General features: G+C 72.1%; 19 protein-coding genes. 10 read left to right on the top strand and 9 right to left on the bottom strand.

Going from position 1 to position 23,661, the window contains the following annotated elements; translation table 11 throughout:
• Nucleotide 1 precedes the first annotated feature (1 nt).
• The gene (gene ccrA, locus ABZ267_RS30480) at nt 2–1,339 is read right to left on the bottom strand and encodes a crotonyl-CoA carboxylase/reductase (RefSeq protein ID WP_356753104.1); all 1,338 of its coding nucleotides are present in this window, start codon (nt 1,337–1,339) and stop codon (nt 2–4) included.
• A gap of 356 nt (nt 1,340–1,695) precedes the next feature.
• Nucleotides 1,696–2,490, bottom strand: a complete 795-nt coding sequence (locus tag ABZ267_RS30475) for a GNAT family N-acetyltransferase (RefSeq protein WP_356753102.1) — start codon at nt 2,488–2,490, stop codon at nt 1,696–1,698.
• 132 nt (nt 2,491–2,622) lie between these two features.
• Here ABZ267_RS30475 and ABZ267_RS30470 point away from each other — a divergent pair, with 132 nt between their 5' ends.
• Nucleotides 2,623–3,390, top strand: coding sequence for a restriction endonuclease (locus ABZ267_RS30470; protein ID WP_356753100.1), 768 nt, complete (start codon nt 2,623–2,625; stop codon nt 3,388–3,390).
• Here the strand turns inward: ABZ267_RS30470 and ABZ267_RS30465 are convergent.
• Complete coding sequence (locus ABZ267_RS30465) at nt 3,377–4,192, bottom strand: TetR family transcriptional regulator (protein ID WP_015612507.1); 816 nt, start codon at nt 4,190–4,192, stop codon at nt 3,377–3,379. The two genes, ABZ267_RS30470 and ABZ267_RS30465, sit on opposite strands and share 14 nt — an antisense overlap.
• A 91-nt stretch (nt 4,193–4,283) precedes the next feature.
• Entirely contained in the window at nt 4,284–6,065 is a 1,782-nt protein-coding gene (locus tag ABZ267_RS30460; protein WP_356753098.1) for a 3-hydroxybutyryl-CoA dehydrogenase, read from the bottom strand.
• Between the two features lie 360 nt (nt 6,066–6,425).
• Here ABZ267_RS30460 and ABZ267_RS30455 point away from each other — a divergent pair, with 360 nt between their 5' ends.
• Nucleotides 6,426–7,088: an adenylosuccinate lyase gene (locus ABZ267_RS30455; RefSeq protein ID WP_356753096.1), complete on the top strand. Its 663-nt coding sequence runs from the start codon at nt 6,426–6,428 to the stop codon at nt 7,086–7,088.
• Between the two features lie 15 nt (nt 7,089–7,103).
• Here the strand turns inward: ABZ267_RS30455 and ABZ267_RS30450 are convergent, their stop codons facing one another.
• Nucleotides 7,104–8,696, bottom strand: coding sequence for an alpha/beta hydrolase (locus tag ABZ267_RS30450; protein ID WP_356753094.1), 1,593 nt, complete (start codon nt 8,694–8,696; stop codon nt 7,104–7,106).
• A gap of 156 nt (nt 8,697–8,852) precedes the next feature.
• On the bottom strand, nt 8,853–9,887 hold the full coding sequence (locus ABZ267_RS30445) for an Rv2578c family radical SAM protein (RefSeq protein WP_356753092.1): 1,035 nt from the start codon (nt 9,885–9,887) through the stop codon (nt 8,853–8,855).
• A gap of 149 nt (nt 9,888–10,036) precedes the next feature.
• Here ABZ267_RS30445 and ABZ267_RS30440 point away from each other — a divergent pair, with 149 nt between their 5' ends.
• Nucleotides 10,037–10,480, top strand: a complete 444-nt coding sequence (locus ABZ267_RS30440) for an SRPBCC family protein (protein ID WP_109162736.1) — start codon at nt 10,037–10,039, stop codon at nt 10,478–10,480.
• 221 nt (nt 10,481–10,701) lie between these two features.
• Nucleotides 10,702–13,104, top strand: a complete 2,403-nt coding sequence (locus ABZ267_RS30435; RefSeq protein WP_356753090.1) for an MFS transporter — start codon at nt 10,702–10,704, stop codon at nt 13,102–13,104.
• Between the two features lie 33 nt (nt 13,105–13,137).
• On the opposite strand, the gene ABZ267_RS30430 is transcribed toward ABZ267_RS30435, so the two are convergent.
• The gene (locus ABZ267_RS30430; RefSeq protein WP_356753088.1) at nt 13,138–14,049 is read right to left on the bottom strand and encodes a LysR family transcriptional regulator; all 912 of its coding nucleotides are present in this window, start codon (nt 14,047–14,049) and stop codon (nt 13,138–13,140) included.
• 111 nt (nt 14,050–14,160) lie between these two features.
• Between ABZ267_RS30430 and ABZ267_RS30425 the strand changes: the two genes are divergently transcribed.
• A complete protein-coding gene (locus ABZ267_RS30425; RefSeq protein ID WP_356753086.1) occupies nt 14,161–15,165 on the top strand; it encodes an aldo/keto reductase in 1,005 nt (334 codons plus the stop codon).
• 22 nt (nt 15,166–15,187) lie between these two features.
• Here ABZ267_RS30425 and ABZ267_RS30420 read toward each other — a convergent pair whose 3' ends face one another.
• Nucleotides 15,188–16,627: an MFS transporter gene (locus ABZ267_RS30420; protein ID WP_356753084.1), complete on the bottom strand. Its 1,440-nt coding sequence runs from the start codon at nt 16,625–16,627 to the stop codon at nt 15,188–15,190.
• Nucleotides 16,628–16,751: 124 nt separating this feature from the next.
• Nucleotides 16,752–17,513: a glucose 1-dehydrogenase gene (locus ABZ267_RS30415; RefSeq protein ID WP_356753082.1), complete on the bottom strand. Its 762-nt coding sequence runs from the start codon at nt 17,511–17,513 to the stop codon at nt 16,752–16,754.
• Nucleotides 17,514–17,646: 133 nt separating this feature from the next.
• On the opposite strand from ABZ267_RS30415, the gene ABZ267_RS30410 reads away from it, so the two are divergent.
• The 5 genes from ABZ267_RS30410 (at nt 17,647) to ABZ267_RS30390 (ending at nt 23,572) form a co-directional block, all read left to right on the top strand.
• Nucleotides 17,647–18,264 (top strand): TetR/AcrR family transcriptional regulator, encoded by a 618-nt coding sequence (locus tag ABZ267_RS30410; RefSeq protein ID WP_356753080.1) that lies wholly within the window; start codon nt 17,647–17,649, stop codon nt 18,262–18,264.
• Between the two features lie 99 nt (nt 18,265–18,363).
• Nucleotides 18,364–19,197: a M55 family metallopeptidase gene (locus tag ABZ267_RS30405; protein ID WP_356753078.1), complete on the top strand. Its 834-nt coding sequence runs from the start codon at nt 18,364–18,366 to the stop codon at nt 19,195–19,197.
• Entirely contained in the window at nt 19,190–20,533 is a 1,344-nt protein-coding gene (locus ABZ267_RS30400; RefSeq protein WP_356753076.1) for a M20/M25/M40 family metallo-hydrolase, read from the top strand. Before ABZ267_RS30405 ends, ABZ267_RS30400 begins: the two co-directional genes overlap by 8 nt.
• A gap of 52 nt (nt 20,534–20,585) precedes the next feature.
• Nucleotides 20,586–22,601: a prolyl oligopeptidase family serine peptidase gene (locus ABZ267_RS30395; protein ID WP_356753074.1), complete on the top strand. Its 2,016-nt coding sequence runs from the start codon at nt 20,586–20,588 to the stop codon at nt 22,599–22,601.
• A complete protein-coding gene (locus ABZ267_RS30390; protein ID WP_356753072.1) occupies nt 22,598–23,572 on the top strand; it encodes an LD-carboxypeptidase in 975 nt (324 codons plus the stop codon). Before ABZ267_RS30395 ends, ABZ267_RS30390 begins: the two co-directional genes overlap by 4 nt.
• The last annotated feature ends 89 nt before the right edge of the window (nt 23,573–23,661 follow it).

Raw genomic sequence — 23,661 nt, 5'->3', positions numbered from 1 at the left:
CTCAGACGTTGCGGAAACGGTTGATGGCGTCGATGTGCTGCTCGCGCAGCTCCTGGTCGCGCACGCCCAGACCCTCACGGGGCGCCAGTGCCAGGACGCCGACCTTGCCCTGGTGGGCGTTGCGGTGGACGTCGTGGGCGGCCTGGCCGGTCTCTTCCAGCGTGTACGTCTTGGAGAGCGTCGGGTGGATCTTGCCCTTGGCGATGAGGCGGTTGGCCTCCCAAGCCTCGCGGTAGTTGGCGAAGTGCGAGCCGATGATGCGCTTGAGCGACATCCACAGGTAACGGTTGTCGTACTCGTGCATGTAGCCCGAGGTGGAGGCGCAGGTCGTGATGGTGCCGCCCTTGCGGGTGACGTAGACGGAGGCGCCGAAGGTCTCGCGGCCGGGGTGCTCGAAGACGATGTCGATGTCCTCGCCGCCGGTGAACTCGCGGATGCGCTTGCCGAAGCGCTTCCACTCCTTCGGGTCCTGGGTCCGCTCGTCCTTCCAGAACTTGTAGCCCTCGGCGTTGCGGTCGATGACCGCCTCCGCGCCCATGGCCCGGCAGATGTCTGCCTTCTCCGGAGAGGAGACGACGCAGACCGGGTTGGCGCCGCCGGCCAGCGCGAACTGCGTGGCGTAACTGCCGAGTCCGCCGCTCGCGCCCCAGATCAACACGTTGTCGCCCTGCTTCATGCCGGCGCCGTTGCGCGAGACGAGCTGGCGGTACGCGGTCGAGTTGACCAGGCCCGGAGCCGCGGCCTCCTCCCAGCTGAGGTGCTTCGGCTTCGGCATCAGCTGGTTGGACTTGACGAGCGCGATCTCCGCCAGGCCGCCGAAATTGGTCTCGAAGCCCCAGATGCGCTGCTCGGGGTCGAGCATCGTGTCGTTGTGGCCGTCGGAGGACTCCAGCTCGACGGAGAGGCAGTGCGCGACGACCTCGTCGCCCGGGTTCCAGGCGTTCACGCCGGGACCGGTGCGCAGGACGACGCCCGCGAGGTCGGAGCCGATGACGTGGTACGGCAGGTCGTGGCGCTTGGTGAGCTCGCTGAGCTTCCCGTACCGCTCCAGGAAGCTGAACGTCGACACCGGCTCGAAGATCGAGGTCCAGACGGAGTTGTAGTTCACCGAACTGGCCATCACGGCGACGAGGGCCTCGCCGGGGCCGAGTTCGGGGACCGGGACCTCGTCCAGGTGGAGCGACTTGCGCGGGTCCTTGTCGCGGGATTCGAGCCCCGCGAACATCTCCGCCTCGTCCTTGTGCACGGTGATCGCGCGGTAGGACTCGGGGAGGGACAGGGCCGCGAAGTCCGCGGCCGTGCTGTCCTGCGACTGGATGGCGTCCAGGATTTCCTTCACGGTGTTGCCTCCGGTGATGCGGCGTCGAGGGAACGCTTGAGGGGCCCTGCTGGCAGGGGAGCGGTGCGGTGTGGAGGTGTATTGCCGTCGGTTCGGCGGGTGGAGCTCGGCTTTGCTCGGGTGGAGCAGAAGGGTGCCTGTGACGCAGGCGTCCGGGCGCGCAGCACGGTGGTTGCGGGGACAGCCGGCGTACGTGAGATCCCAGCACGCCGGCCGCCCGGACACCTTCAACGTATGGCACTCCGTGACACCTGACAAGGCACCCAGTGCCAACAATTTCTCTCACTTGTCATCTCGTAGGCACGCATGAGCAACACCATGGGCGTTACGAGGCGTTCTGTCCTGCTGGCAGGCGGTTACCGGCCGGGTCGGTACACATACGGCGTCGTCGTCCCCAGCTCCGTGAAGCCGAGCCGGCCCAGGATCGGCGCGGACATGTCGGTCGCGTCGACCTGGAGGTAGCGGTAGCCGCGCTCGGCGGCGATCCGCGCCCGGTACGCCACCAGCGCCCGGTAGATGCCCTTCCCGCGCCAGGCGGCCACCGTCCCGCCGCCCCACAGCCCCGCGAACCCCGTCCCCGGGTACAGCTCCATCCGCCCGGAGCACACCGGCTCTCCATCGCCCTCCACCGCCATCACCGCCACGAACTCCTCCGGCGCCTCCTCCAGCCGCCGCACCACCTGGTGCAGGAGACGGCTCCCATCGGTGCCGAACGCCCGCTCATGGGCCCGGGCCATCAGCTCCGCGCCCGCCGCGTCGGTCACCGGCACCAGCGTGAGCCCCGCGGGCAGCTCGACCGGCCCGGCCAGCAGCCCGGCCGGCGCCACCAGCAGCGCCTCCGGCTCCTCCGGCACGAATCCGGCCGCCCGCAGCCGGTCGCCCAGATCGGCGGGACGGTCGTGGGCGTACAGCTTCCACTCGAAATCCGGCAGACCGAGCGCCGTACAGTGCTCGATCTGCGCGGCGATGGCGGCGTCGGCCCCGGCCGCGTCCAGCTCCGGGTCCGACCACACCACGCCGTTCCAGTCATCCGGACCGCCCACCTGGCGTACGACGGGACCGGCGCGCTCCACGCGTACGCCGGGCCCGTCCGGGCGGGCGTGCTCCCGCATCTCGCGGTCGAACAGGTCACGTGTCTCCGTATGCAGCATCCGCGCACCTCAGCACAGCGGCGACCGGCGGACCAGCGGTTTTCGGCCCGCGCGCGTCGAAAGACCGGCTCGGGGCAGATGTGCGGAACCAGGTGATCTTGAAGTGGTCCGGAAGACAGGGGTGGGACACCGATGGCGATACCGATCCGCAGAGGGAGCATCCACCGGCGCCGGGGCCCCTTCGACCTCCGCCGCACCACCTTCGGCTTCGCCCTGATCGCGCTGGTCCTCGCCGGTGGCGGCATGGCGCTGCGGGCCGCCTGGCGGAGCGCCGGACGCCATCCGGTCGCCGCCGTGCTCGTGATCGTCCTGCTCCTCGTCGCGGCCCTCCTCGTGCTGCGCCGCCGCCGACGGGCCCGGCGGATCGCGGAGACCGTCACGGAGGCCGCGTACGGGATCGTCGACGCCGGAATCGCGGAGCTGGACGCCGCAGAGGCAGCGCGCGCCGAGCAGCGCCCGGAGCCCTCGGAGGCCGCCCATCCGGTCGACTACGCGCAGCTGGACCCGTACGCCTTCGAGGAGGCCGTGGCCGAGCTCTGCCGGCGCGACGGCTGCGCGGACGCCGAGGTGGTCGGCGGCGCCGGAGACCTGGGCGCCGACGTGCTGGCCACCACGCCGGACGGCCGCCGCCTGGTCGTCCAGTGCAAGCGGTACGGGGCCGACAACCGGGCCGGATCGCAGGACCTCCAGCGTTTCGGCGGCACCTGTTACGCGGTGCACGAGGCGGACATCGCGCTCGTCGTCTCCACCGGCGGCTTCACCGAACCCGCTCTGGAGTACGCCGAGCAGTGCGCCATCCTCTGCTACGGCCCCGAGGAGCTGGCCGCCTGGAGCGAGGGCGGTGCACCGCCGCCGTGGACCGCCGTCGAAGAGCCGGCCGTGCCGCTCAGCGCTCCTTGAGCGCCTGCTGGATCGTCCGCATGACCTCGTCCAGCGGAGCGTCCGTACGCGCCACCGCCACCAGCACCTCGCCCTCGGTCGCCACCGTCGCCGCCGGGGTCCTGGCGGGCTCGGCCTGGGCGGTGCGGCCGGCTCCGATGCCGGTGCCGAAGGTGTCGCGCACGATGGCGAAGGCCCGGTCCAGCTGGGCCTCCACATCGCCCTGGCCGCCCGCCCGCAGCCAGCGGCGCAGCACGTGGTTGTGCGCGGTGACCACGGCGGACGCGGCCACCTCCGCCAGCAGCGGGTCGTCGTTGCCCACGTGGTGGTCGCGCTCGTCGAAGTGGCCCAGCAGATAGCGGGTGAACAGCCGCTCGTAGCGGGCCACCGACGCGATCTCGGCCTCGCGGAGGGTCGGTACCTCGCGGGTCAGCTTGTAACGGGCCACGGAGACGGCGGGCTTGGCCGCGTACATCTTCATGACCTCCTTGATGCCGCGGCAGACCGTGTCGAGCGGATGCTCGTGCGCGGGTGCGGCATTGAGGACGGCTTCGGCCCTGACGAGGGTGTCGTCGTGGTCCGGGAAGATGGCCTCTTCCTTGGAGCGGAAGTGGCGGAAGAAGGTCCGGCGGGCGACGCCCGCGGCGCCCGCGATCTCGTCGACGGTCGTCGCCTCGTACCCCTTCGTGGCGAAGAGTTCCATCGCGGCAGCGGCCAGTTCGCGGCGCATCTTGAGCCGTTGGGCGGCCGCGCGCGTTCCCGCGGCGGTCTCCGGGGCGTCGGGCGCGGCGGTGGCACGGGGTGACTTGGCGGGCTGGGACATGGCATGAACGTAACGCATCGGTGCAGGAGAGCGCGCCTTCGGGGGCGGGCCGCCGGAGGGTCCCAGCAGCCCGCCCCACCCGGCCCCCCGGTCAGCGACGGGCATATTCGCGGAAGCCGCGGCCCGTCTTGCGGCCGAGGCAGCCCGCGGCCACCAGGTGCTCCAGCAGCGGCGCCGGAGCGAGCCCCGGGTCGCGGAACTCCTTGTGCAGCACCTTCTCGATGGCGAGCGAGACGTCCAGGCCGACGACGTCCAGCAGTTCGAACGGGCCCATCGGGTAGCCGCCGCCCAGCTTCATCGCCGCGTCGATGTCGTCCAGCGAGGCGTAGTGCTCCTCGACCATCTTGATCGCGTTGTTAAGGTACGGGAAGAGCAGCGCGTTCACGATGAACCCGGCCCGGTCCCCGCAGTCCACCGGATGCTTGCGGATCTTCGTGCAGACCGCGCGGACCGTGGCGTGCACGTCGTCGGCGGTCAGGACCGTGCGGACGACCTCGACCAGCTTCATCGCGGGCGCCGGGTTGAAGAAGTGCATCCCGATGACGTCCTCGGGCCGACCGGTGGCCCGTGCGATCGCGATGACCGGCAGCGAGGAGGTGGTGGTGGCGAGGACCGCGCCCGGACGGCAGACCTTGTCCAGCGTCGCGAAGAGCTGCTGCTTGATCTCCAGGTCCTCGGCGACCGCCTCGACGGCGAGGTCGACCTCCGCGAAGGCGTCCAGTGAACCGGCGGCCGTGATCCGGCCGAGCGTCTCATCCCGCGCCTCGGCGGTGAGCCGCCCCTTGCTGACCGACCGCTCCAGCGACTTCGCGATCCGGCTCTTGGCGAGGTCCGCCTTCTCCTGACCGCGTGCCGCCAGGACCACGGTGTACCCGGCCTTGGCGAAGACCTCGGCGATCCCGGAGGCCATGGTGCCGGAGCCCGCGACCCCGACGGAGGCGATCTCGCGCCCGGTACCGGTGGCCGCCCCGGCGGAGGGGGTCAGCGCGTCGGGCACGACGGTCTGGCCGCCCGGTGCGTCGTACGTGTAGAAGCCGCGTCCGGCCTTGCGTCCGGTCAGGCCGGCCTCGCTGAGCTGGCCGAGGACCGGGGCCGGGGCGTGGAGGCGGTCGTGGGAGGCGGCGTACATGGCCTCCAGGACCGTACGCGCGGTGTCGATCCCGATCAGGTCCAGCAGCGCCAACGGTCCCATCGGCAGGCCGCAGCCCAGCTTCATCGCCGCGTCGATGTCCTCACGCGACGCGTAGTTCGCCTCGTACATCGCGGCGGCCTGGTTGAGATAGCCGAAGAGCAGCCCGTCCGCGACGAACCCGGGCCGGTCGCCGACCGCGACCGGCTCCTTGCCCAGCTCGCGGGCCAGCTTGGTGACGGCCGCGACGGCCGGCGGCGCGGTGAGCACCGAGGAGACCACCTCGACCAGCTTCATCGCGGGCGCCGGATTGAAGAAGTGCAGGCCGAGCACGCGCTCGGGCCGCTGCGACTCGGCGGCGAGCCGGGTCACCGACAGCGCGTTCGTCCCGGTGGCGAGGATCGCGGTGGGCGAGACGACGGCGTCCAGCTCCCGGAACACCTGCTGCTTGATCTCGTACGTCTCCGGCACGACCTCGATGACCAGCTCGGCATCGGCGGCCGCCTGGAGCGTGTCGTGGGTACGGAACCGGGCGAGCGCGTCGGCCCGCTCCTGCTCGGTGATCCGTCCGCGCCCGACGGCCCGTGCGGTGGACGCTTCGAGAGCGGTGACGGCCTGGCGGGCGGCCGCCTCGCTGATGTCGATACCGATGACCTCGCGGCCGGCGAGAGCCAGCACCTCGGCGATGCCGGTGCCCATGGTGCCGAGACCGACGACGGCAATGGTGGAGAGCGGGGTGTCCATCACGGGACTCCAGGGTGAGTGACGACTGTGGGAGCAGGCGGCGCGCGGCGATGAGGGAGCGGCGCGTGGCATGCGGGGTGCGTGGCCGCGTGGCGTACGGCGCGATGCGTGTCGTGGAGCGCGGGGCCGGGGCGCGGAAAGCACGCCCGGCCGTGTGGGTGAGCGACTCTGTCCCGGAGTCGCGTCGCACGGAAACTGCCGAACCGACAAGCACTCCGGGTGGCTGCGTCACCAGGCCACCGGAGTCGCGGGGAGTGTGTTCCCGCTCAGATGAGATTAACCGGCGAGTAACGAGCGCGCCACCCCTGAGTCTTTGTGCGCTGGACCACATCGACTCCTCCGGCCCGTCCCACACGCAGCGTGTCCATGGATACGCTGAGCGTCATGGATGAGGAACTCCGTTCGCTCGTGGACCGGCTACGGGACGAGGTGGCCGCCAAGCCGGCCGACTGGACCACGTACGCGTCGGTCGCGCACGACCCGGCCACCTGCGATCCGACGACGCACGGCCTGGCCGTGTACGACGTGCTCGTGGCCACCCACGACCACGAGTTGCTGGCCCGGGTCCTGGTGGAGCCCGGGCGTCCGCTCTGGGCCCGGGAGATCGCCGCCTTCCGGCTCGGCTGCGCCGGTGACCGGCGGGCCTTCGAGGCGCTGGTGCTCCTGCTCAACCACCGCGACCCCGAGCGCTGCGTCTCCGCCGCCCACGCCCTGGCCCGCCTGAACGACCCGCGCACGCCCCGGGCCGCCGCCGCGCTCGCCACCAACACGCTGCGCACCGCGTACGCCCTGCACCCGGTCCGCCTGCTCACCACCTTGCGGGCCCCGGAGGCGGTCCCGGCGCTGGTCGCCACACTCCACCGCCTGCTGGCGCCGGGCGAGCAGCACTGGAGGGTGGCGCTCGCCTGCGTGGAGGGCCTCGGCCAGCTCGGCGACCGGCGGGCCCGGCCGGTCCTCACGGCGGCCCTCCCGCACCCGCGCCTGGCGAGAGCGGCGGCGCAGGCGCTGGAGCGGCTGCCGTAAGGACGCCGGAGGCTCTCAGTGGCGCGGCCCCAGCAGCCCGTGCAGGCGGCTGCCCTCGCTGTTGTCCACCGACTGGGCCGCCGCCTTCGCGGCCGGCAGCGGCTTCGGGTCCGGCAGCGCGGCGCATACCGCGTCCGCCTCGCCCTCGCCGCGGCCGCGCGGGACGGTCCCGTCGGTCAGATAGGCCGTCAGGTGCCGGTCCAGGCAGGCGTTGCCGCTCAGCGTGATGCCGTGGTTCCCGCCGCCTTCCTCCACCACGAAGCTGGAGCCCTTGAGCTTGCGGTGCATGGCGACCGCGCCCGCGTACGGAGTCGCCGCGTCGCCGGTCGCCTGGACGATCAGCGTTGCCGGGAGGCGGTAATTGGTGACCTGGACCGGGGTGAGCGGCGCGACCGGCCAGTCGGCGCACGGCGCGTTGTACCAGGTGTTGTTCCACGCCATGAAGGGCGCCTTGTCGTGGATCCGGCGGGTGTCGTTGCGCCAGGTGGACCAGTGGCGGGGCCAGCCGGCGTCGCGGCACTGGACGGCGGTGTAGACGGAGTAGCTGTTGCCGCCGCCGGTGCCGGTGGCGCCGAAGTTCTCGTACGCCGTCACCAGCGCCTCGTCGTCCTGGTCGTTCACGTACGCGGCGAACGCCTCGGCGAGGTAGGGCCAGTAGCCGTTGTAGTAGCCGCCGGGCAGGAAGGTGTCCTCCAGCTCGCTCGCGCCGACCTTGCCGCCGACCGGCTCGGCCGCGACCGCCGCGCGCATCCGGTACCAGGCGGCCTCGACCCCGGCCGGGTCGGTGCCGAGCCCGTACGCCGCGTCGTGCTTGGCGACCCAGGCCGCGAACGCCTTGTGGCGGTCGTCGAAGGCGTAGTCCTGGTTGAGGTTGCCCTCGTACCAGACGTCGTCCGGGCCGACCACCGAGTCCAGGACGAGGCGCCGCACCCGTTCCGGGTGCAGCTTCGCGTAGACGGCGCCGAGATACGTACCGTACGAGTATCCGAAGTAGTTGATCTGCTCCGAGCCCAGGGCCCGCCGGATCACATCGAGGTCCTTCGCGGCGCTGACCGTGTCCATGTACGGCAGCACATCGCCGTGCTTCTCACCGCAGGCGCGGGCGAAGGCGGCGGCCCGGTCGCGGTTGATCCGCTCGTCCCGGTAGGAGGCCGGCACCGAGTCCGGGCGGACCGGGTCGGAGTGGCCGGGCAGGCAGTCCAGGCGCGGACTGCTCTTCCCGACCCCGCGCGGGTCGAAGCCGATCACGTCGTACTGGGACGCCACCTTCTTCGGCAGCGCCGACGCCACGAACCCGGCCATCGACAGACCACTGCCGCCCGGCCCGCCCGGGTTGACCAGCAGCGGGCCCTGGAAGGTCTTCGCGGTGTGCGGGATCCGGGACAGAGCGAGGGTGACCTGGCGGCCCGAGGGGTCGGTGTGGTCCAGCGGAGTACGGACCTTGGCGCACTGGAGCGTCGGATGGTTCTCCGTCGGACAGTCGGTCCAGGCGAGCTCCGGGGCGGGCGGCGCGCCCGCCTGCGAGGCGGCGGCCGGGGCCGGAGCGGCGGCCAGCAGACCGGCGACCGTCGCACCGGCGGCGACCAGGATTCCTGCACGTTTCGTCATGGGGCCTCCCGAGGTGGAGGGGACGCGGCGGCGGTCGGCCGGTCCCCGCCGCATGGTCCCCGAGATCCACGGGCCGGGGGCCGATTCCGCGCGGAGTTGACCCGTACGGTCACGCGATCGGGTCTGCGGGAGGCGTGCGGGGGCGTGTTTGCGGCGTCAGAGCAGGGTGAGCTGCGTGGGTCCCGGCTCCGGCTCCTCCGGTGTCCGTACCGGCGTGATCCGGCGGGGCTCGCCGCGGTGCGCCGGGCCGATCCCGAACTCGTCCGCCAGCTCGTGCACCTGACGGGTGATCCGGCGCTGATACCAGGTGGGGGCGTACGCGCCGTCCGCGTACATCCGCTCGTACCTCGGTACCAGGTGCGGATGGTGGAGTCCGAGCCACCGCAGGTACCACTCGCGCGCGCCGGGCCGCAGATGCAGGACCAGCGGGGTCACCGAGGTCGCGCCGGCCGCCGCGACGGCGGAGACGGTGGCGCGCAGCTGCTCGGGGCTGTCACCGAGGAACGGGATGACCGGGGCCATCAGGACCGAGCAGCCGATCCCGCTCTCGGTGAGGGCGTGGACGACGTCGAGGCGGCGTCCGGGGGAGGGGGTGCCGGGTTCGACCGTGCGCCACAGCTCGCGGTCGGTGAAGCCGACGGAGACCGAGACGCCGACCTCGGTGACCTCGGCGGCCTGCCGCAGCAGCTCCAGGTCACGCAGGATCAAGGTGCCTTTCGTCAGGATCGAGAAGGGGTTCGCGCGGTCGCGCAGGGCCGTGATGATGCCGGGCATGAGCCGGTAGCGGCCCTCCGCCCGCTGGTAGCAGTCGACATTGGTGCCCATCGCGATGTGCTCGCCCTGCCAGTGCCGCGAGGCCAGCTCCCGCTGGAGCAGCTCGGCGGCGTTGATCTTGACGACGATCTGGGAGTCGAACCCGATGCCGGTGTCCAGGTCCAGATAGCTGTGGGTCTTGCGGGCGAAGCAGTACACGCAGGCGTGCGAGCAGCCCCGGTAGGGGTTCACCGTCCATTCGAACGGCATCCGCGAGGCCCCGGGCACCCGGTTCAGGATCGAACGGGCCCGGATCTCGTGGAACGTGATGCCCCGGAATTCCGGGGTGTCGAAGGTGCGCGTGGTCACCGCGTCCGCGGCGAAGAGCGCGCTGTTGCCGGTCATCGAGCGGTTTTCGACCAGATTGTCCCAGCGCATGGACGCCTCCTCGGTAGCACTGGCCACAGAATAGAACACTTGTTCCCTTGATCGTGCGAACCGGTCCACCGGCCCCGATTTTGAACGGCGCACCCGAGATGGTTGGCTCAGCTCACCCCCCGGAATCACGGACTGCTGGAGGAACAGCCATGGCGCAGGTCGAGGCCACCACGGAGCGGATCATCGCGGCGGACGCAGAGGCGGTGTTCGACGCGCTGGCCGACTACAAGGACGTCCGCGGCAAGGTGCTGACCCCGCACTTCAGCGAGTACGAGGTCCGGGAAGGCGGCGACGGCGAGGGCACTCTCGTCCACTGGAAGCTCCAGGCGACCAGCAAGCGGGTCCGCGACTGCCTGCTGGAGGTCACCGAGCCGACCGACGGTCAGCTCGTCGAGAAGGACCGCAACTCCTCCATGGTCACCACCTGGACCGTCACCCCGGCCGGCGAGGGGAAGTCCAAGGCCGTGGTCACCACCGTCTGGGACGGCGCCGGCGGCATCGGCGGCTTCTTCGAGCGCACCTTCGCGCCGAAGGGCCTCGGCCGGATCTACGACGAGCTGCTCCAGAACCTCGCCACCGAGGTCGAGAAGTAGCGCTCCCGCCTATGCCGGGCCGTCGAACGGCCCGGCGTGCTCCGGGTCGGCCGGCCTCACCGGAACGGGTGGTTTTCCGGTCCGGCCGGTTGTGCGCCGTAGTGGCTCCCACCGGCGCATAAGCCCTCCGTACGCGCCTGCGCGCCCCTCATCCCGTTTGCCCCGCCTTACCGCGCGATGCGAGAAATGGGCGGCGCAGGTGCGACGAAGGGGAGCGTTACGTGGTGGGCGGAATCACGCTGCTGAAGGACGAGCCGGACCGTACGGCGGCTGCCGTCGGAGATCCGCCACCACCGGTCGACGCCCGACCACACCCGGCGGCCGAGGAGATCAGCCCGCGCCGGGTCCGCATGGTCTTCCTCGGCCTGATGCTCACTCTGCTCCTCGCGGCGCTCGACCAGATGATCGTCGCCACCGCGCTGCCCAGGATCGTCGGCGAGCTGCACGGCCTGGAGAAGATGTCCTGGGCGGTCACCGCCTACCTCCTCGCCTCCACCATCGTCCTGCCGCTCTACGGCAAGCTCGGCGACCTCTTCGGCCGCAAGGGCGTCTTCCAGTTCGCCATCGTCGTCTTCGTCATCGGCTCCGCGCTGGCCGGCTGGTCGCGGACCATGGACGAGCTGATCGCCTTCCGCGCGCTCCAGGGCATCGGCGGCGGCGGACTCATGATCGGCGTCCAGGCGATCATCGCGGACATCGTCCCGCCTCGCGAGCGCGGCCGCTACATGGGCCTCATCGGCGCGGTCTTCGGCCTCGCCTCGGTGGCCGGACCGCTGCTCGGCGGCTTCTTCACCGACCACGCCTCCTGGCGCTGGTGTTTCTACATCAACGTGCCGTTCGGGCTGGTCACGTTCGCCGTGATCGCGGTCGTGCTGAAGCTTCCGAAGCCCGCCGTACGGCCCCGACTCGACTTCCTGGGCGCGGTGTTGCTGGCCGTCGCCTCCACCTGCCTGGTCCTGGTGACCAGTTGGGGCGGAACGGAGTACGCGTGGGGCTCGCGCACGATCCTCGGCCTGACGGCCGGGGCCGTCGTCACGACGCTGCTCTTCGTCGCCGTCGAGCACCGCGCGGCCGAACCCATCATCCCCCTGCGGCTGTTCCGCGACTCGATCTTCAACATCACCGGCCTCATCGGCGCCGTCATCGGCATCGCGCTCTTCGGCGCCGCCAGCTATCTGCCGACCTACCTCCAGATGGTGGACGGGGCCAGCGCCACCGAGTCCGGGCTCCTGATGCTCCCGATGATGCTCGGCATCGTCGGCGGCTCCATCGTCTCCGGCCAGCTCATCACCCGTACCGGCCGCTACCGGATCTATCCGATCGTCGGCGGCGCCGTCTCCGTCGTCGGCATGTGGCTGCTCTCCGGCCTGGAGGCGGGCACCTCGCGCCTGGAGTACAGCCTCTGGCAGGCCGTCCTCGGCACCGGCATCGGCCTGGTCATGTCGGTGCTCGTGCTCGCCGTGCAGAACTCCGTCCGTCCCGCCGACCTCGGCACCGCCACCAGCGCCAACAACTACTTCCGGCAGATCGGCGGCAGCGTCGGCGCCGCCATCTTCGGCACGCTCTTCGCCGGACGGCTCTCCGACTCCCTCGGCGTCCGCCTGCCGACCGGCGTCGAGCTGCCTCCGCCCGAGTCGATCACTCCGCAGCTCGTCCACGCGATGGAACCGGCGCTGCGCGACGCCTACATCCAGGCGTACGTCGACGCGATGCCGCGCATCTTCCTCTACCTCGTGCCGGTGCTCGTCCTCGGCCTGTTCCTCGCCTTCTTCCTCAAGGAGAAACCGCTGGTGTCCCACCACAGCCCCGAAGCCGCCACCGAGCCCTCGCCCGTCCCCGCCGCCCGCACCGCACCGGCCCGGCTCTCCGGAGTGCCCGTCCGCGGCAGCGTCCAGCACCCGGACGGTACGACGGTGGACCGGGCCGCGCTCACGCTCATCGACGTCCAGGGGCAGCAGATCGGACGCGGGGCCAGCGGCGGCGACGGGCGGTACGCGCTGAGCGTCCCGGGCGCCGGGAACTACGTCCTCATCGCGGCGGCGGGCGGCCACCAGCCGCAGGCCGTCAGCGTCACCGTCGGCGACCGGCCCGTCGACGTGGACGTGGTCCTCGGCGGCGCCGGACGGCTCGCCGGATCCGTCCTGACGGCCGACGGCGCGCCGGTCCGGGACGCGGCCGTCACGCTCACCGACGTACGCGGCGAGGTCGTCGCCTCCACCCGCACCGGCCGCGAGGGCGGCTACGTCATCAGCGAACTCGTCGCCGGCGAGTACACCTTGGCCGCCAGCGCCCCGGCCCACCGCCCCGCGGCCCTTCCGGTCAGCGTCCAGGCGGCCCGCGAGACCCGGCAGGACATCGAGCTGGCGGGCGGCGCCGTGCTGCGCGGCGTCGTCCGGGCCACCGGCGGCCGGCCGGTGGAGGACGCCCGGGTCACGCTGCTGGACGCGGCCGGCAACGTGGTGGACACGCTCACCACCGGGCCCGACGGCTCGTTCCGGTTCGTGGACCTGTCGTCCGGCGAGTACACGGTGATCGCCGCCGGCTATCCGCCGGTCGCCACCGTGCTCCAGGTGGCGGGCGGCGGCCGCACGGAACGGGACCTCCAGCTGGGCCACGAGGACTGAGGCGTACGAGGGTGCGCCGGGCCCCTGACGGGCTCAGCGCACCTCCGCCGTCCGCACCGCGTCCTCCCGCACCAGCCGCATCAGCGCCCGCGCCCCCGGACTCAGGCTCCGCGCCGCCGGAAGCACCACCACGCTCTCGTACACCGCCTGCCGCACACCCCCAGGCGCCACCTCCACCGCCACCAGCCGGGCCGCCTCCGGCTTACGGGAGAAGTGGTGCGGCACCACCGCGATCCCCAGCCCCTCCTGCACCAGCTCCAGCAGGCTGTGCACATCGTTCACCTCAAGGCCCACCGTCCGCCGGGCCTCCGCCGCCGCGAACGCCTCGTCCGCCGCCCGCCGAGGCCCCCAGTCCGGGTGGAAGTCGATGAACGACTCACCCGGCAGTTCCGACCACGCCACCTCGGCCCGTCCGGCGAACCGGTGGCCCGCCGCGCACAGCACCACCATCCGCTCCCGCGCCAGCGGCACCAGCTCCCCGCGCCACTCCGCCGGACCGACGGTGGCCGCGAACGCGAGATCCAGCCGCCCGCCCGCCACGCCGTCCAGCAGACTGCTCGTCCCCTCCTGGCGCAGTCGCAGCTCCATCTGCGGGTGGTCCCGGTGGAACGCGGCCAGCAGCCGCGCCGGGCTCACTCCCGCCACGCACTGCTCGACCCCCACCGTCAGCGTCCCGCGCAGCAACCCTCGTACGGCATCGACCGCGTCCCGCGCCGCCCGCGCGCCCGCCAGCGTGCGCTCGGCCTCCACCAGCAGCGCCCGGCCCGCCTCGGTGAGCCGGACCGACCGCGTGGTGCGGCTGAACAGCGGTGTCCGCAGCTCCTGCTCCAGCGCCCGTACGGAGGCGGAGAGGCCGGACTGCGAGACGGCGAGACGCTCGGCGGCACGGGTGAAGTGCTGCTCCTCGGCGACGGCGACGAAGTGCTCCAGCTGACGCAGTTCCATGATTGAGGACTGTAGGCGATGAATCCGAGCGGAATTTTCTGTTGGACTGCTGGATCGATCTGCGGAAGCCTGGACGCTGTCCTTCCGGCCCTCTCCCCGCGGAGCCTTCGCATGTACCTGCCGTCCGCCGACCGCTACTCCGCCATGCCCTACCGGCGCACCGGCCGCAGCGGCCTCCTGCTGCCCGCCCTCTCCCTCGGCCTCTGGCACAACTTCGGCGGCGACCGCACGCCCGACGAGCAGGCCCGCATCCTGCGCCGCGCCTTCGACCTCGGCATCACCCACTTCGACCTGGCCAACAACTACGGCCCGCCGCCCGGCTCCGCCGAACTCACCCTGGGCCGCGCGCTCGCCGGTGACTTCGCCAAGCTGCGCGACGAGATCGTCATCTCCACCAAGGCCGGCTACCACATGTGGGACGGCCCGTGCGGGGAGTGGGGCTCGCGGAAGTACCTGCGCTCCTCGCTGGACCAGAGCCTCAAGCGCCTCGGCGTCGACTACGTCGACATCTTCTACTCCCACCGGCCCGACCCCGACACCCCGCTCGAAGAGACGATGGGCGCGCTCGACACCGCCGTACGCCAGGGCAAGGCGCTCTACGTCGGCCTCTCCAACTACAACGCCGAGGAGACCCGCCAGGCCGCCGCGATCCTCAAGGACCTCGGCACGCCGCTCCTGATCCACCAGCCGCGCTACTCGATGCTCGACCGCCGACCCGAGGACGGGCTGCTCACCGCGCTGGACGAGCTGGGCGTCGGCTCCATCGCCTACTCCCCGCTGGAGCAGGGCATCCTCACCGACCGCTATCTGCACGGCATCCCGGCCGGCTCGCGTGCGGCGGGCGCCAGCCCGTTCCTCACGGTGGACGCGGTCACGCCGGAGCTGGTGGAGCGGCTGCGCGCACTGGACGCCGTGGCCGAGGAGCGCGGCCAGTCCCTCGCCCAGCTGGCCCTGGCCTGGGTGCTGCGCGGCGGTCGCCTCACCTCGGCCGTGGTCGGCGCGAGCAGCGTCACGCAGCTGGAGAACAGCGTGGAGGCCGTGCGGAACCTGGAGTTCGGCGAGGAGGAGCTGAGCCGCATCGAGGAGCTGCTGAGCGAGGCCGGCACCGGCGTGTAGCGCGTGCCGCCGGGCTCGGTGGTCATCGGGACCGCAGGAGCGGTACGGCCGCGAGTGCGGAGACCGCGAAGACGCCGCCCGCGGTGGTGAAGGCGAAGGCGTAGCCCGATGCTTCCGCCACCGTACGGGCGGTGGCCCCGCCGGTGAGGCCGCTGGTGTGCGAGGCGGCCAGTGAGACCAGTACGGCGAGGCCGATCGTCGGTCCGGTCTCCAGTGCGGTGTTGACGACGCCTCCGGCCAGACCTGACTGCTCGGCCGGAACGTCGTCGAGCAGGGTGATGGTGGCGGCGGAGAAGACCAGGGCGATGCCGGCCGGCAGCAGCAGCAGTCCGGCGAGGACCGGGCCCGTGTACGGACTGTGCGCGGAGAGGCGGCCGAGGAGGAGGAGACCGGCGGCCGCCAGCAACAGCCCGGTGGCGATGACCGTCCGGGAGCCGAGCCGGGCGACCAAGCGGCCGCCGAGCGGTCCCGTGGCCAGCAGGACCGCGGTGAACGGCAGGAAGGCCGCCGATGTGCGCAGCGGAGAGAGGCCCGCCACCTGCTGGAAGTGGAGGGAGAGCAGGAAGAAGACGGTCGCCGTGCCGGCGGAGGCGATGAGCACCGCCCACAACGCGGTCGCCCGGCGCCGCGACGCGAGGAAGCCCGGCGGGAGCAGCGGGTCGGCAGCTCGCCGCTCGACGAGCGCGAAAGCGGCGAGCAGGACGGCGCCGAGAGCACTCGGTACCGTCACGGCGGCCGAGGTCCAGGAGGTCTCGGCCGCGTGGACCAGTCCGTAACTGAGCAGTGCCAGGCCGGCCGTGGCCAGGACGGCGCCGAGTACGTCGACCTTGCCGTCGGCTCGTGTCCCGGCGTCGCCGGGCAGCAGCCGGGGCGCCAACAGCACGGCGGCCGCCGCCACCAGGGTCGGGACGAGGAAGGTCCAGCGCCAGGAGAGCCACACGGTCGCGGCCCCGGAGAAGAGGGTGCCGACCGCCGCGCCCAGAGGCGCCAGCGCGCCCCAGATGCCCATGGCCCGGGCGCGGGCCCGTGGTGTGTGGTGGAGCGAGACGGCGAGGGCCATGGCGGCGGGTGCGGCGAAAGCGGCGCCGGCGCCTTGGACGAGGCGGGCCGACAGCAGGGTCGTCACGTCCGGCGCGAAACCGCCGACGGCGGAGGCCAGGCCGAACAGCGCGGTGCCGGCGACGAAGACGCGGCGGCGTCCGTACAGATCGGCGATACGGCCACCGAGGAGCAGCAGACCGCCGAAGGAGAGTCCGTAGGCCGCGCTGACCAGTGTCAGCTGCGCTACGGAGAGGCCGAGTTCGGTTCTGATCGTGGGCAGGGCCACGGACAGCATGGTGATCGCCAGCACCAGGACCACCTGGACGGCGGCCGGCAGCGCGAACGCCCCTGGCGAACGGCCCGGTGCGGGACCGGGCGGAACCGTGCCGGCGGCGGAGTGGGAATCGTCTGCGACGGACATCGAACGCCTTGCTCTGAGCGGGACGGCATGGTGACCGGCCCGGGGGCCGGATGGGCAAGGCCGTTTCCGGTCCGCCAGGAACGGCGGACCGGAAACGGCCTCACCCGCGGAGCAGCCGCACGGCTCAGGCGCTCGCTCCACCGTCGGTCACCAGGTCGTGGCCGACGACGAAGCTGGAGTCGTCCGAGGCCAGCCAGAGCACGGAGGCGACGATCTCGTCGGTCCTGGCGAGGCGACCGAGCGGGATGGTGCCGTTCAGCCTGGCCGCACGCTCGGCCTCGCTCTCGCCGGGCAGGAAGGTCATCGGGGTGTCGGAGGCGCCGGGACTGACCGCGTTGATACGGATGCCGTCCTTGATGTGGTCGAGCGCGGCGGCCCGGGTGAGGGCCGACACGGCGGCCTTGGAGGCCGCGTACGCACCGGTGCCGGGGTAGCGGAGGTGGTGGCCGATGTTGGAGGCGGCGTTCACGATGGCGCCGCCGCCGTGCTCGCGCATGTGCTGGATCTCGTACTTCATGGTCAGCATGACGCCGGTGAGGTTGACCGCGAGCTGGGTCTGCCACTGCTGCTCGTCGATGTCGCCGGCGGGGCCGAGCGCGGCGAAGATGCCGGCGTTGTTGTGAGCGATGTGCAGACCGCCGTGGCGGGCGACCGCCACGTCGACCATCGCGCGTACGGAGTCGGCTTCGGACACGTCGACCACGACAGCGCTCGCGGTGCCACCTTCCCGCTCGATCAGCTCGACGGTGTGCGCGGCGTTCTCGGCATGGAGATCGGCGACGACGACCGTGGCGCCGCGCTCGGCGAAGGCGCGGGCGCTGCGGCGGCCGATGCCGGAGCCGGCTCCGGTGACGAGCGCGACCTTGCCGTGGAACGTTGCGGACATGCGAAGTCTCCTGACGCTGAAGGGCGGACGGGGGCACGTATATTTTTGTGCCGCTCGATACATAAATCGTGCACGCCCGTTCGCGGCACGTCAAGAGATATATTTGTCGCACGACACAGAAAGGCGGCCGAGCATGGCAGGCAGAGGCAGACCACGCGCCTTCGACCGCGACGAAGCCCTGCGCAAGGCGCTCGGGGTGTTCTGGGAACGCGGCTACCAGGCCACCTCGATGAGCGATCTGACCGCCGCCATGGGCATCAACTCGCCCAGCGTCTACGCGGCCTACGGATCCAAGGAAGAGCTGTTCAAGGAGGCCGTCACCCTCTACACGGCGACCGAGGGCCGGTACACCCGCCGTGCTCTCGACGAGGAGCCCACCGCCCGCGCGGCCCTGGCCGCGATGCTTCAGGACAACGCCGCCGCCTACGCCGACCCGGCCACCCCGGCAGGCTGCCTCACGGTGCTGGCCGCGCCCATCCCGGTACGGGAGAACTCCTCGGTCGCCGCACACCTGGCCCGCATGCGCGCGGAGGTCCGGGAGCTGATCCGCCTGCGGGTGGAGAGGGGTGTCAAGGACGGTGACGTACGGTCCGACGCGGACGCGGCCGCCATCGCGCACTTCTACAGCGCCGTGCTCAACGGCCTGTCCATCCAGTCCCGCGACGGCGTGCCGCTCCCGGGACTCCAGCAGGCGGTGGCCGGTGCCATGGCCGCCTGGGACAGCCTGGCCGCCACCGACGACCGGCCATGAGCCGACTAGAGCCCACTGGAGGGACCTTCGACGGACCCGACCTCACGTGAGCGGCCCCTCCCTGGCCCCGGCCGCTCGCGGGGCGTACGGTGTGGCGGCATGAAGATCCTCATCAGCGCCGACATGGAGGGCGCCACCGGCGTGACCTGGCCGGCCGATGTGCTGCCGGGCACCCCGCAGTGGGAGCGCTGCCGGCCGATGTTCACCTCCGACGTGAACGCGGCCGTCCTCGGCTTCTACGACGGCGGCGCCGACGAGGTCCTCATCAACGAGGCCCACTGGTCGATGCGGAACCTGCTCCTGGAGCAGCTGGACGACCGGGTGCAGATGCTGACCGGCCGCCACAAGTCGCTCTCCATGGTGGAGGGCATCCAGCACGGTGACGTGGACGCGGTCGCCTTCGTCGGCTACCACACCGGAGCCGGTACGGAAGGCGTCCTCGCCCACACCTACCTCGCCAACTCCATCACCGGCGTCTGGCTCAACGACGTCCGCGCGAGCGAGGGTCTGCTCAACGCGCAGGTGGCCGCCGAGTACGGCGTGCCCGTCGTCCTCGTCACCGGCGACGACCTGACCTGCGTGGACGCCGAGGGATACGCGCCGGACGCCCGCAAGGTGGCCGTCAAGGACTACGTGTCGCGGTACGCGGCCGTCTGCCGCACCCCGGCCCGTACCGCCGCCGACATCCGCGCCGCCGCGCGGGAGGCCACCGCGCTCGCCGGGCGTAAGGCGCCCGTCACCGGTAAGGCGTACGCCGTGGAGCTGGAGTTCGACGCCGAGCATCTGGCCGCGGCCGCGACCGTGGTGCCCGGCGTGGCGCCGAACGGTGAGAGGCGCGTCGCCTACACCAGCGCGACGATGTACGAAGGTATTCGCACGTTCAAGGCGGTGACGACGATCGTGTCGGCCGCCGTGGAGGAACAATATGGCTGAGGCCACCGACCCGCTCGGACCCGTGGACCGGCAGGCGCTCGACGAGGTGGTGACCTTCACCTCCGAGCTGATCCGGATCGACACCACCAACCGGGGCGGCGGCGACTGCCAGGAGCGCCCGGCCGCCGAGTACGTCGCCGAGCGTCTCGCCGGGGCCGGGATCGAGCCGGTCCTCCTGGAACGCACGCCCGGCCGGACCAACGTCGTCGCCCGCATTCCCGGCACCGACCCGGCCGCCGACGCGCTGCTCGTCCACGGTCACCTGGACGTGGTGCCCGCCGAGCCCGCCGACTGGACCGTGCACCCGTTCTCCGGCGAGGTCCGGGACGGTGTGGTGTGGGGGCGCGGGGCCGTCGACATGAAGAACATGGACGCGATGATCCTCGCCACCGTACGCGGATGGGCCCGGGAAGGGTTCCGGCCGCCGCGCGACATCGTCATCGCCTACACCGCCGACGAGGAGGACAGCGCCGCCGACGGCTCCGGCTTCCTCGCCGATCAGCACCCGGAGCTCTTCGAGGGCTGCACGGAAGGCATCAGCGAGTCCGGCGCGTTCACCTTCCACGCCGACCAGGGGCTCTCCCTCTACCCGATCGCGGCGGGCGAGCGCGGCACCGGCTGGCTGAAGCTCAGCGCCGAAGGCCGGGCCGGACACGGCTCCAAGGTCAACCGGGAGAACGCGGTGACCGCCGTCGCCGCCGCCGTCGCCCGGATCGGTGAGCACGAGTGGCCCATCCGCCTCACCCCGACCGTCCGCGCCGCCATCACCGAGATCGCCGCGCTGCACGGCATCTCCGTCGACCTGGACGATCCCGGCTTCGACGTCCCGCAGCTCCTCGCCAAGCTCGGCCCGGCCGCCACGCTCGTGCAGAACACCATCCGCAACAGCACCAACCCGACGATGCTGGGCGCCGGTTACAAGGTCAACGTCATCCCGGGCCACGCCATCGCCTTCATCGACGGACGTTTCGTCCCCGGCGGCGAAGAGGAGTTCCACGAGACCCTGGACCACCTCACCGGCCCTCTCGTCTCCTGGGAGTTCTACCACCGCGAGCAGTCCCTCCAGGCCTCGGTCGACTCACCGACGTACGCCAAGCTCCGCGCCGCTGTCGAGAAGTTCGACCCGGGCGCGCACACCGTGCCGTACTGCATGTCGGGCGGAACCGACGCCAAGCAGTTCGCCAAGCTCGGCATCACCGGCTACGGCTTCTCACCGCTCAAGCTGCCGCCGGGGATCGACTACCAGGCGCTCTTCCACGGCGTCGACGAGCGCGTCCCCGTCGACGCCCTCCACTTCGGCGTCCGCGTCCTCGATCACTATCTGCGCACCGCCTGACCAGCACTGTCCGACCGGTATCGTTCGACCGGACCCTGGGGGGACCTTTACCGTGAACACCGTGCCCGAAGCGCCGTACGGCTCCTGGCCGTCACCGATCGACGCGGCGCTGGCCGCCTCGCACGACGGACGGCCCGACCACCTCTCCACCGTCGGCGACGAGGTGTGGTGGACCGAGCCGCGCCCGGCCGAAGGCGGCCGCCGCGCCTTGGTGCGGCGCCGCGCGGACGGCACCACCGAGCCCGTGCTGCCGGCCCCGTGGAACCCGCGCAGTCGGGTGATCGAGTACGGCGGACAGCCCTGGGCCGGCGTGGCGCGCGCGGAGGGCGGGCCGCTCGTCGTGTTCGTGCACTTCGCGGACCAGCGCCTGTACGCGTACGCTCCCGACGGCCCGGACGCGCCATGGCCGCTGACTCCGCTCTCGGACGTCGGCGGCGGACTGTGCTGGGTGGATCCGCAGGTGCGTCCGGACCAGGGTGAGCAGGGCGAAGTGTGGTGTGTGCTGGAGGAGTTCACCGGCCCCGGACCCACCGACGTACGCCGGGTGCTCGCCGCCGTACCGCTGGACGGCTCGGCCGCCGAGGACCGCGCAGCCGTACGCGAACTCTCCGACGGGCAGCACCGGTTCGTCACCGGACCCCGGGTCTCGCACGACGGACGGCGGGCCGCCTGGATCGCCTGGGACCATCCGCGGATGCCGTGGGACGGCACGGTGGTGATGCTCGCGGAGATCACGGAGAGCGGTGAATTCACCGGCGTACGGCCTCTGGTGGGCGATGTCGACGAGTCGGTCTGCCAGATCGAGTGGGACCGCGACGGGAGCCTCCTCTTCGTCTCCGACCTGGCCGACTGGTGGGAGCTCCAGCGCGTCCGGCCCGACGCCGTGGCCGGAGGCGCGGTCCCCAGCAGCCGTCTTCTGCCGCCCAGGGGCGAGGAGTTCGGCGGGCCGCTGTGGAAGATCGGGCTGCGCTGGTTCCATCCGCTGGAGAACGGGCTGATCGCCGTCCTGCACGGCCGGGGCTCGCAGCGGCTCGGCATCCTCGACCCGGAGACCGGCGAACTGGCCGACGTGCCGGGCCACTGGACCACCTGGGCCGACACGCTCGCCGTGCACGGCAGCCGGGTCGTCGGCGTCGCGGCGAGTCCGCGCACCGGCCATGAGGTCGTGGAGCTGGACACGGCGACCGGCCGCACCCGCGTCATCGGCTCCGCCCATCAGGACGCCGTCGACCCGGCCTACCTGCCCGAACCGCAGGACCGGACGTTCACCGGCTCCGACGGCCGCGAGATCCACGCCCACATCTACCCGCCGCACCACCCCGAACGCACCGCGCCCGAAGGCGAACTGCCTCCGTACCTCGTGGCGGCGCACGGCGGACCCACCGGCCACGCGCCGCTCGTCCTGGACCTGGAGATCGCCTACTTCACCTCGCGCGGCATCGGCGTCGCCGTCGTGAACTACGGCGGCTCCACCGGCTACGGCCGCCGCTACCGCGAACGGCTCCGCGAACAGTGGGGCGTCGTCGATGTGGCGGACTGCGCGGCCGTGGCCGACGCGCTGGTCGCCGAAGGCGCGGCCGACCCTCGCCGGCTGGCGGTCCGTGGCGGCAGCGCGGGCGGCTGGACGGCGACCGCCTCGCTCACCACGACCGACCGCTACGCCTGCGGCACCATCCTCTACCCGGTCCTGGACCTGGAGGGCTGGTCGACGGAGGGCACGCACGACTTCGAGTCGCAGTACCTGGAGTCGCTGATCGGCCCGGCCGCCGAGGTGCCCGAGCGCTACCGCGAACGCGCGCCGATCAACGGCACCGACCGGCTCACCGCACCGTTCCTGCTGCTCCAGGGGCTGGACGATCTGGTCTGCCCGCCCGCCCAGTGCGACCGGTTCCTGGCCGCCGTCGCGGGACGCGGTGTGCCGCACGCGTACATCGCGTTCGCGGGGGAGGGGCACGGGTTCCGGCGGGCGGAGACCCTGATCCGGGCGCTGGAGGCCGAACTCTCCCTCTACGTACAGACGTTCGGTTTCGACCGCGGCGACGTGGAGCCGCTGGAGCTGAAGACGTGACCAAGGGTCCTTCCCGGCCGGCCCCGCCGGCTCCTCTGGCCCGGCCGTCCCGGCTGCGCGCCGGGGCCCGGGTCGCCGTCGTCGCGCCCAGCGGTCCTGTCCCGGCCGACCGGCTGGAGGCGGGGCTCGGAGTGCTGCGTAACTGGGGGCTCGAACCTGTCGTGGCGCCTCATGTCCTCGACGTACACCCGGAGTTGGACTATCTGGCCGGGACGGACGCGGACCGGGCGGCGGACCTTCAGGCGGCCTGGTGCGATCCGTCGGTGGACGCGGTGTTCTGCGCGCGCGGCGGGTACGGCGCGCACCGGATGGTGGACCGGCTCGACTGGCCGGCGATCCGGGCGGCCGGGCCCAAGGTCTTCGTCGGCTACAGCGACATCACCGCGCTGCACGAGGCGTTCGCGGTGCGGGCGGGATGCGCCACGCTGCACGGCCCGATGGTGGCCACCGAGACGTTCCTCGACGACGCGCCGACCCGTGAGCACCTGCGCGCCACGCTCTTCGAGCCGGAGACGGTCCTGACCCTCGGCCTGGACACGGCCGCCGCCCTCGTCCCCGGACAGGCCCGGGGCATCCTGTACGGCGGCTGCCTCAGCCTCCTCGCCTCCGCCGCCGGCACCCCGCACGCCCGGACCGGCGCGCGAGGCGGACTCCTGGTCATCGAGGACACCGGCGAGGAGCCGTACCGGCTCGACGGCATCCTCACCCGGCTGCTGCGCACCGGCGCTCTGGAAGGCGTGGCCGGAGTGGTCTGCGGCTCCTGGCAGGAGTGCGGACCGTACGAGAAGGTCCGCGCGGTGCTGGCCGACCGGCTCGGTCCGCTGGAGATACCCGTGATCGAGGAGCTGGGGTTCGGCCACGGCCCGACCGCGCTGACGGTCCCGCTGGGAGTGCCGGCGGTGGTCAACGCCCCTGCGGACGGCAGCCGTTGCACGCTGACCGTCGAAGTCCCCGCGCTCCTCCCGGCCTGACCGCGCGCCGGTCCGTTTCTGCCTGAACATCCGTCAACAACCGCTGTCCTGAGCGTTGACACGGCTATGACACGTGTCACACCATGAGC

The organism is Streptomyces sp. NPDC006174, assembly GCF_040614075.1.
In the GTDB taxonomy this organism is placed as follows: Bacteria; Actinomycetota; Actinomycetes; order Streptomycetales; family Streptomycetaceae; genus Streptomyces.
This window is presented reverse-complemented; position numbering and strand designations above follow the sequence as displayed.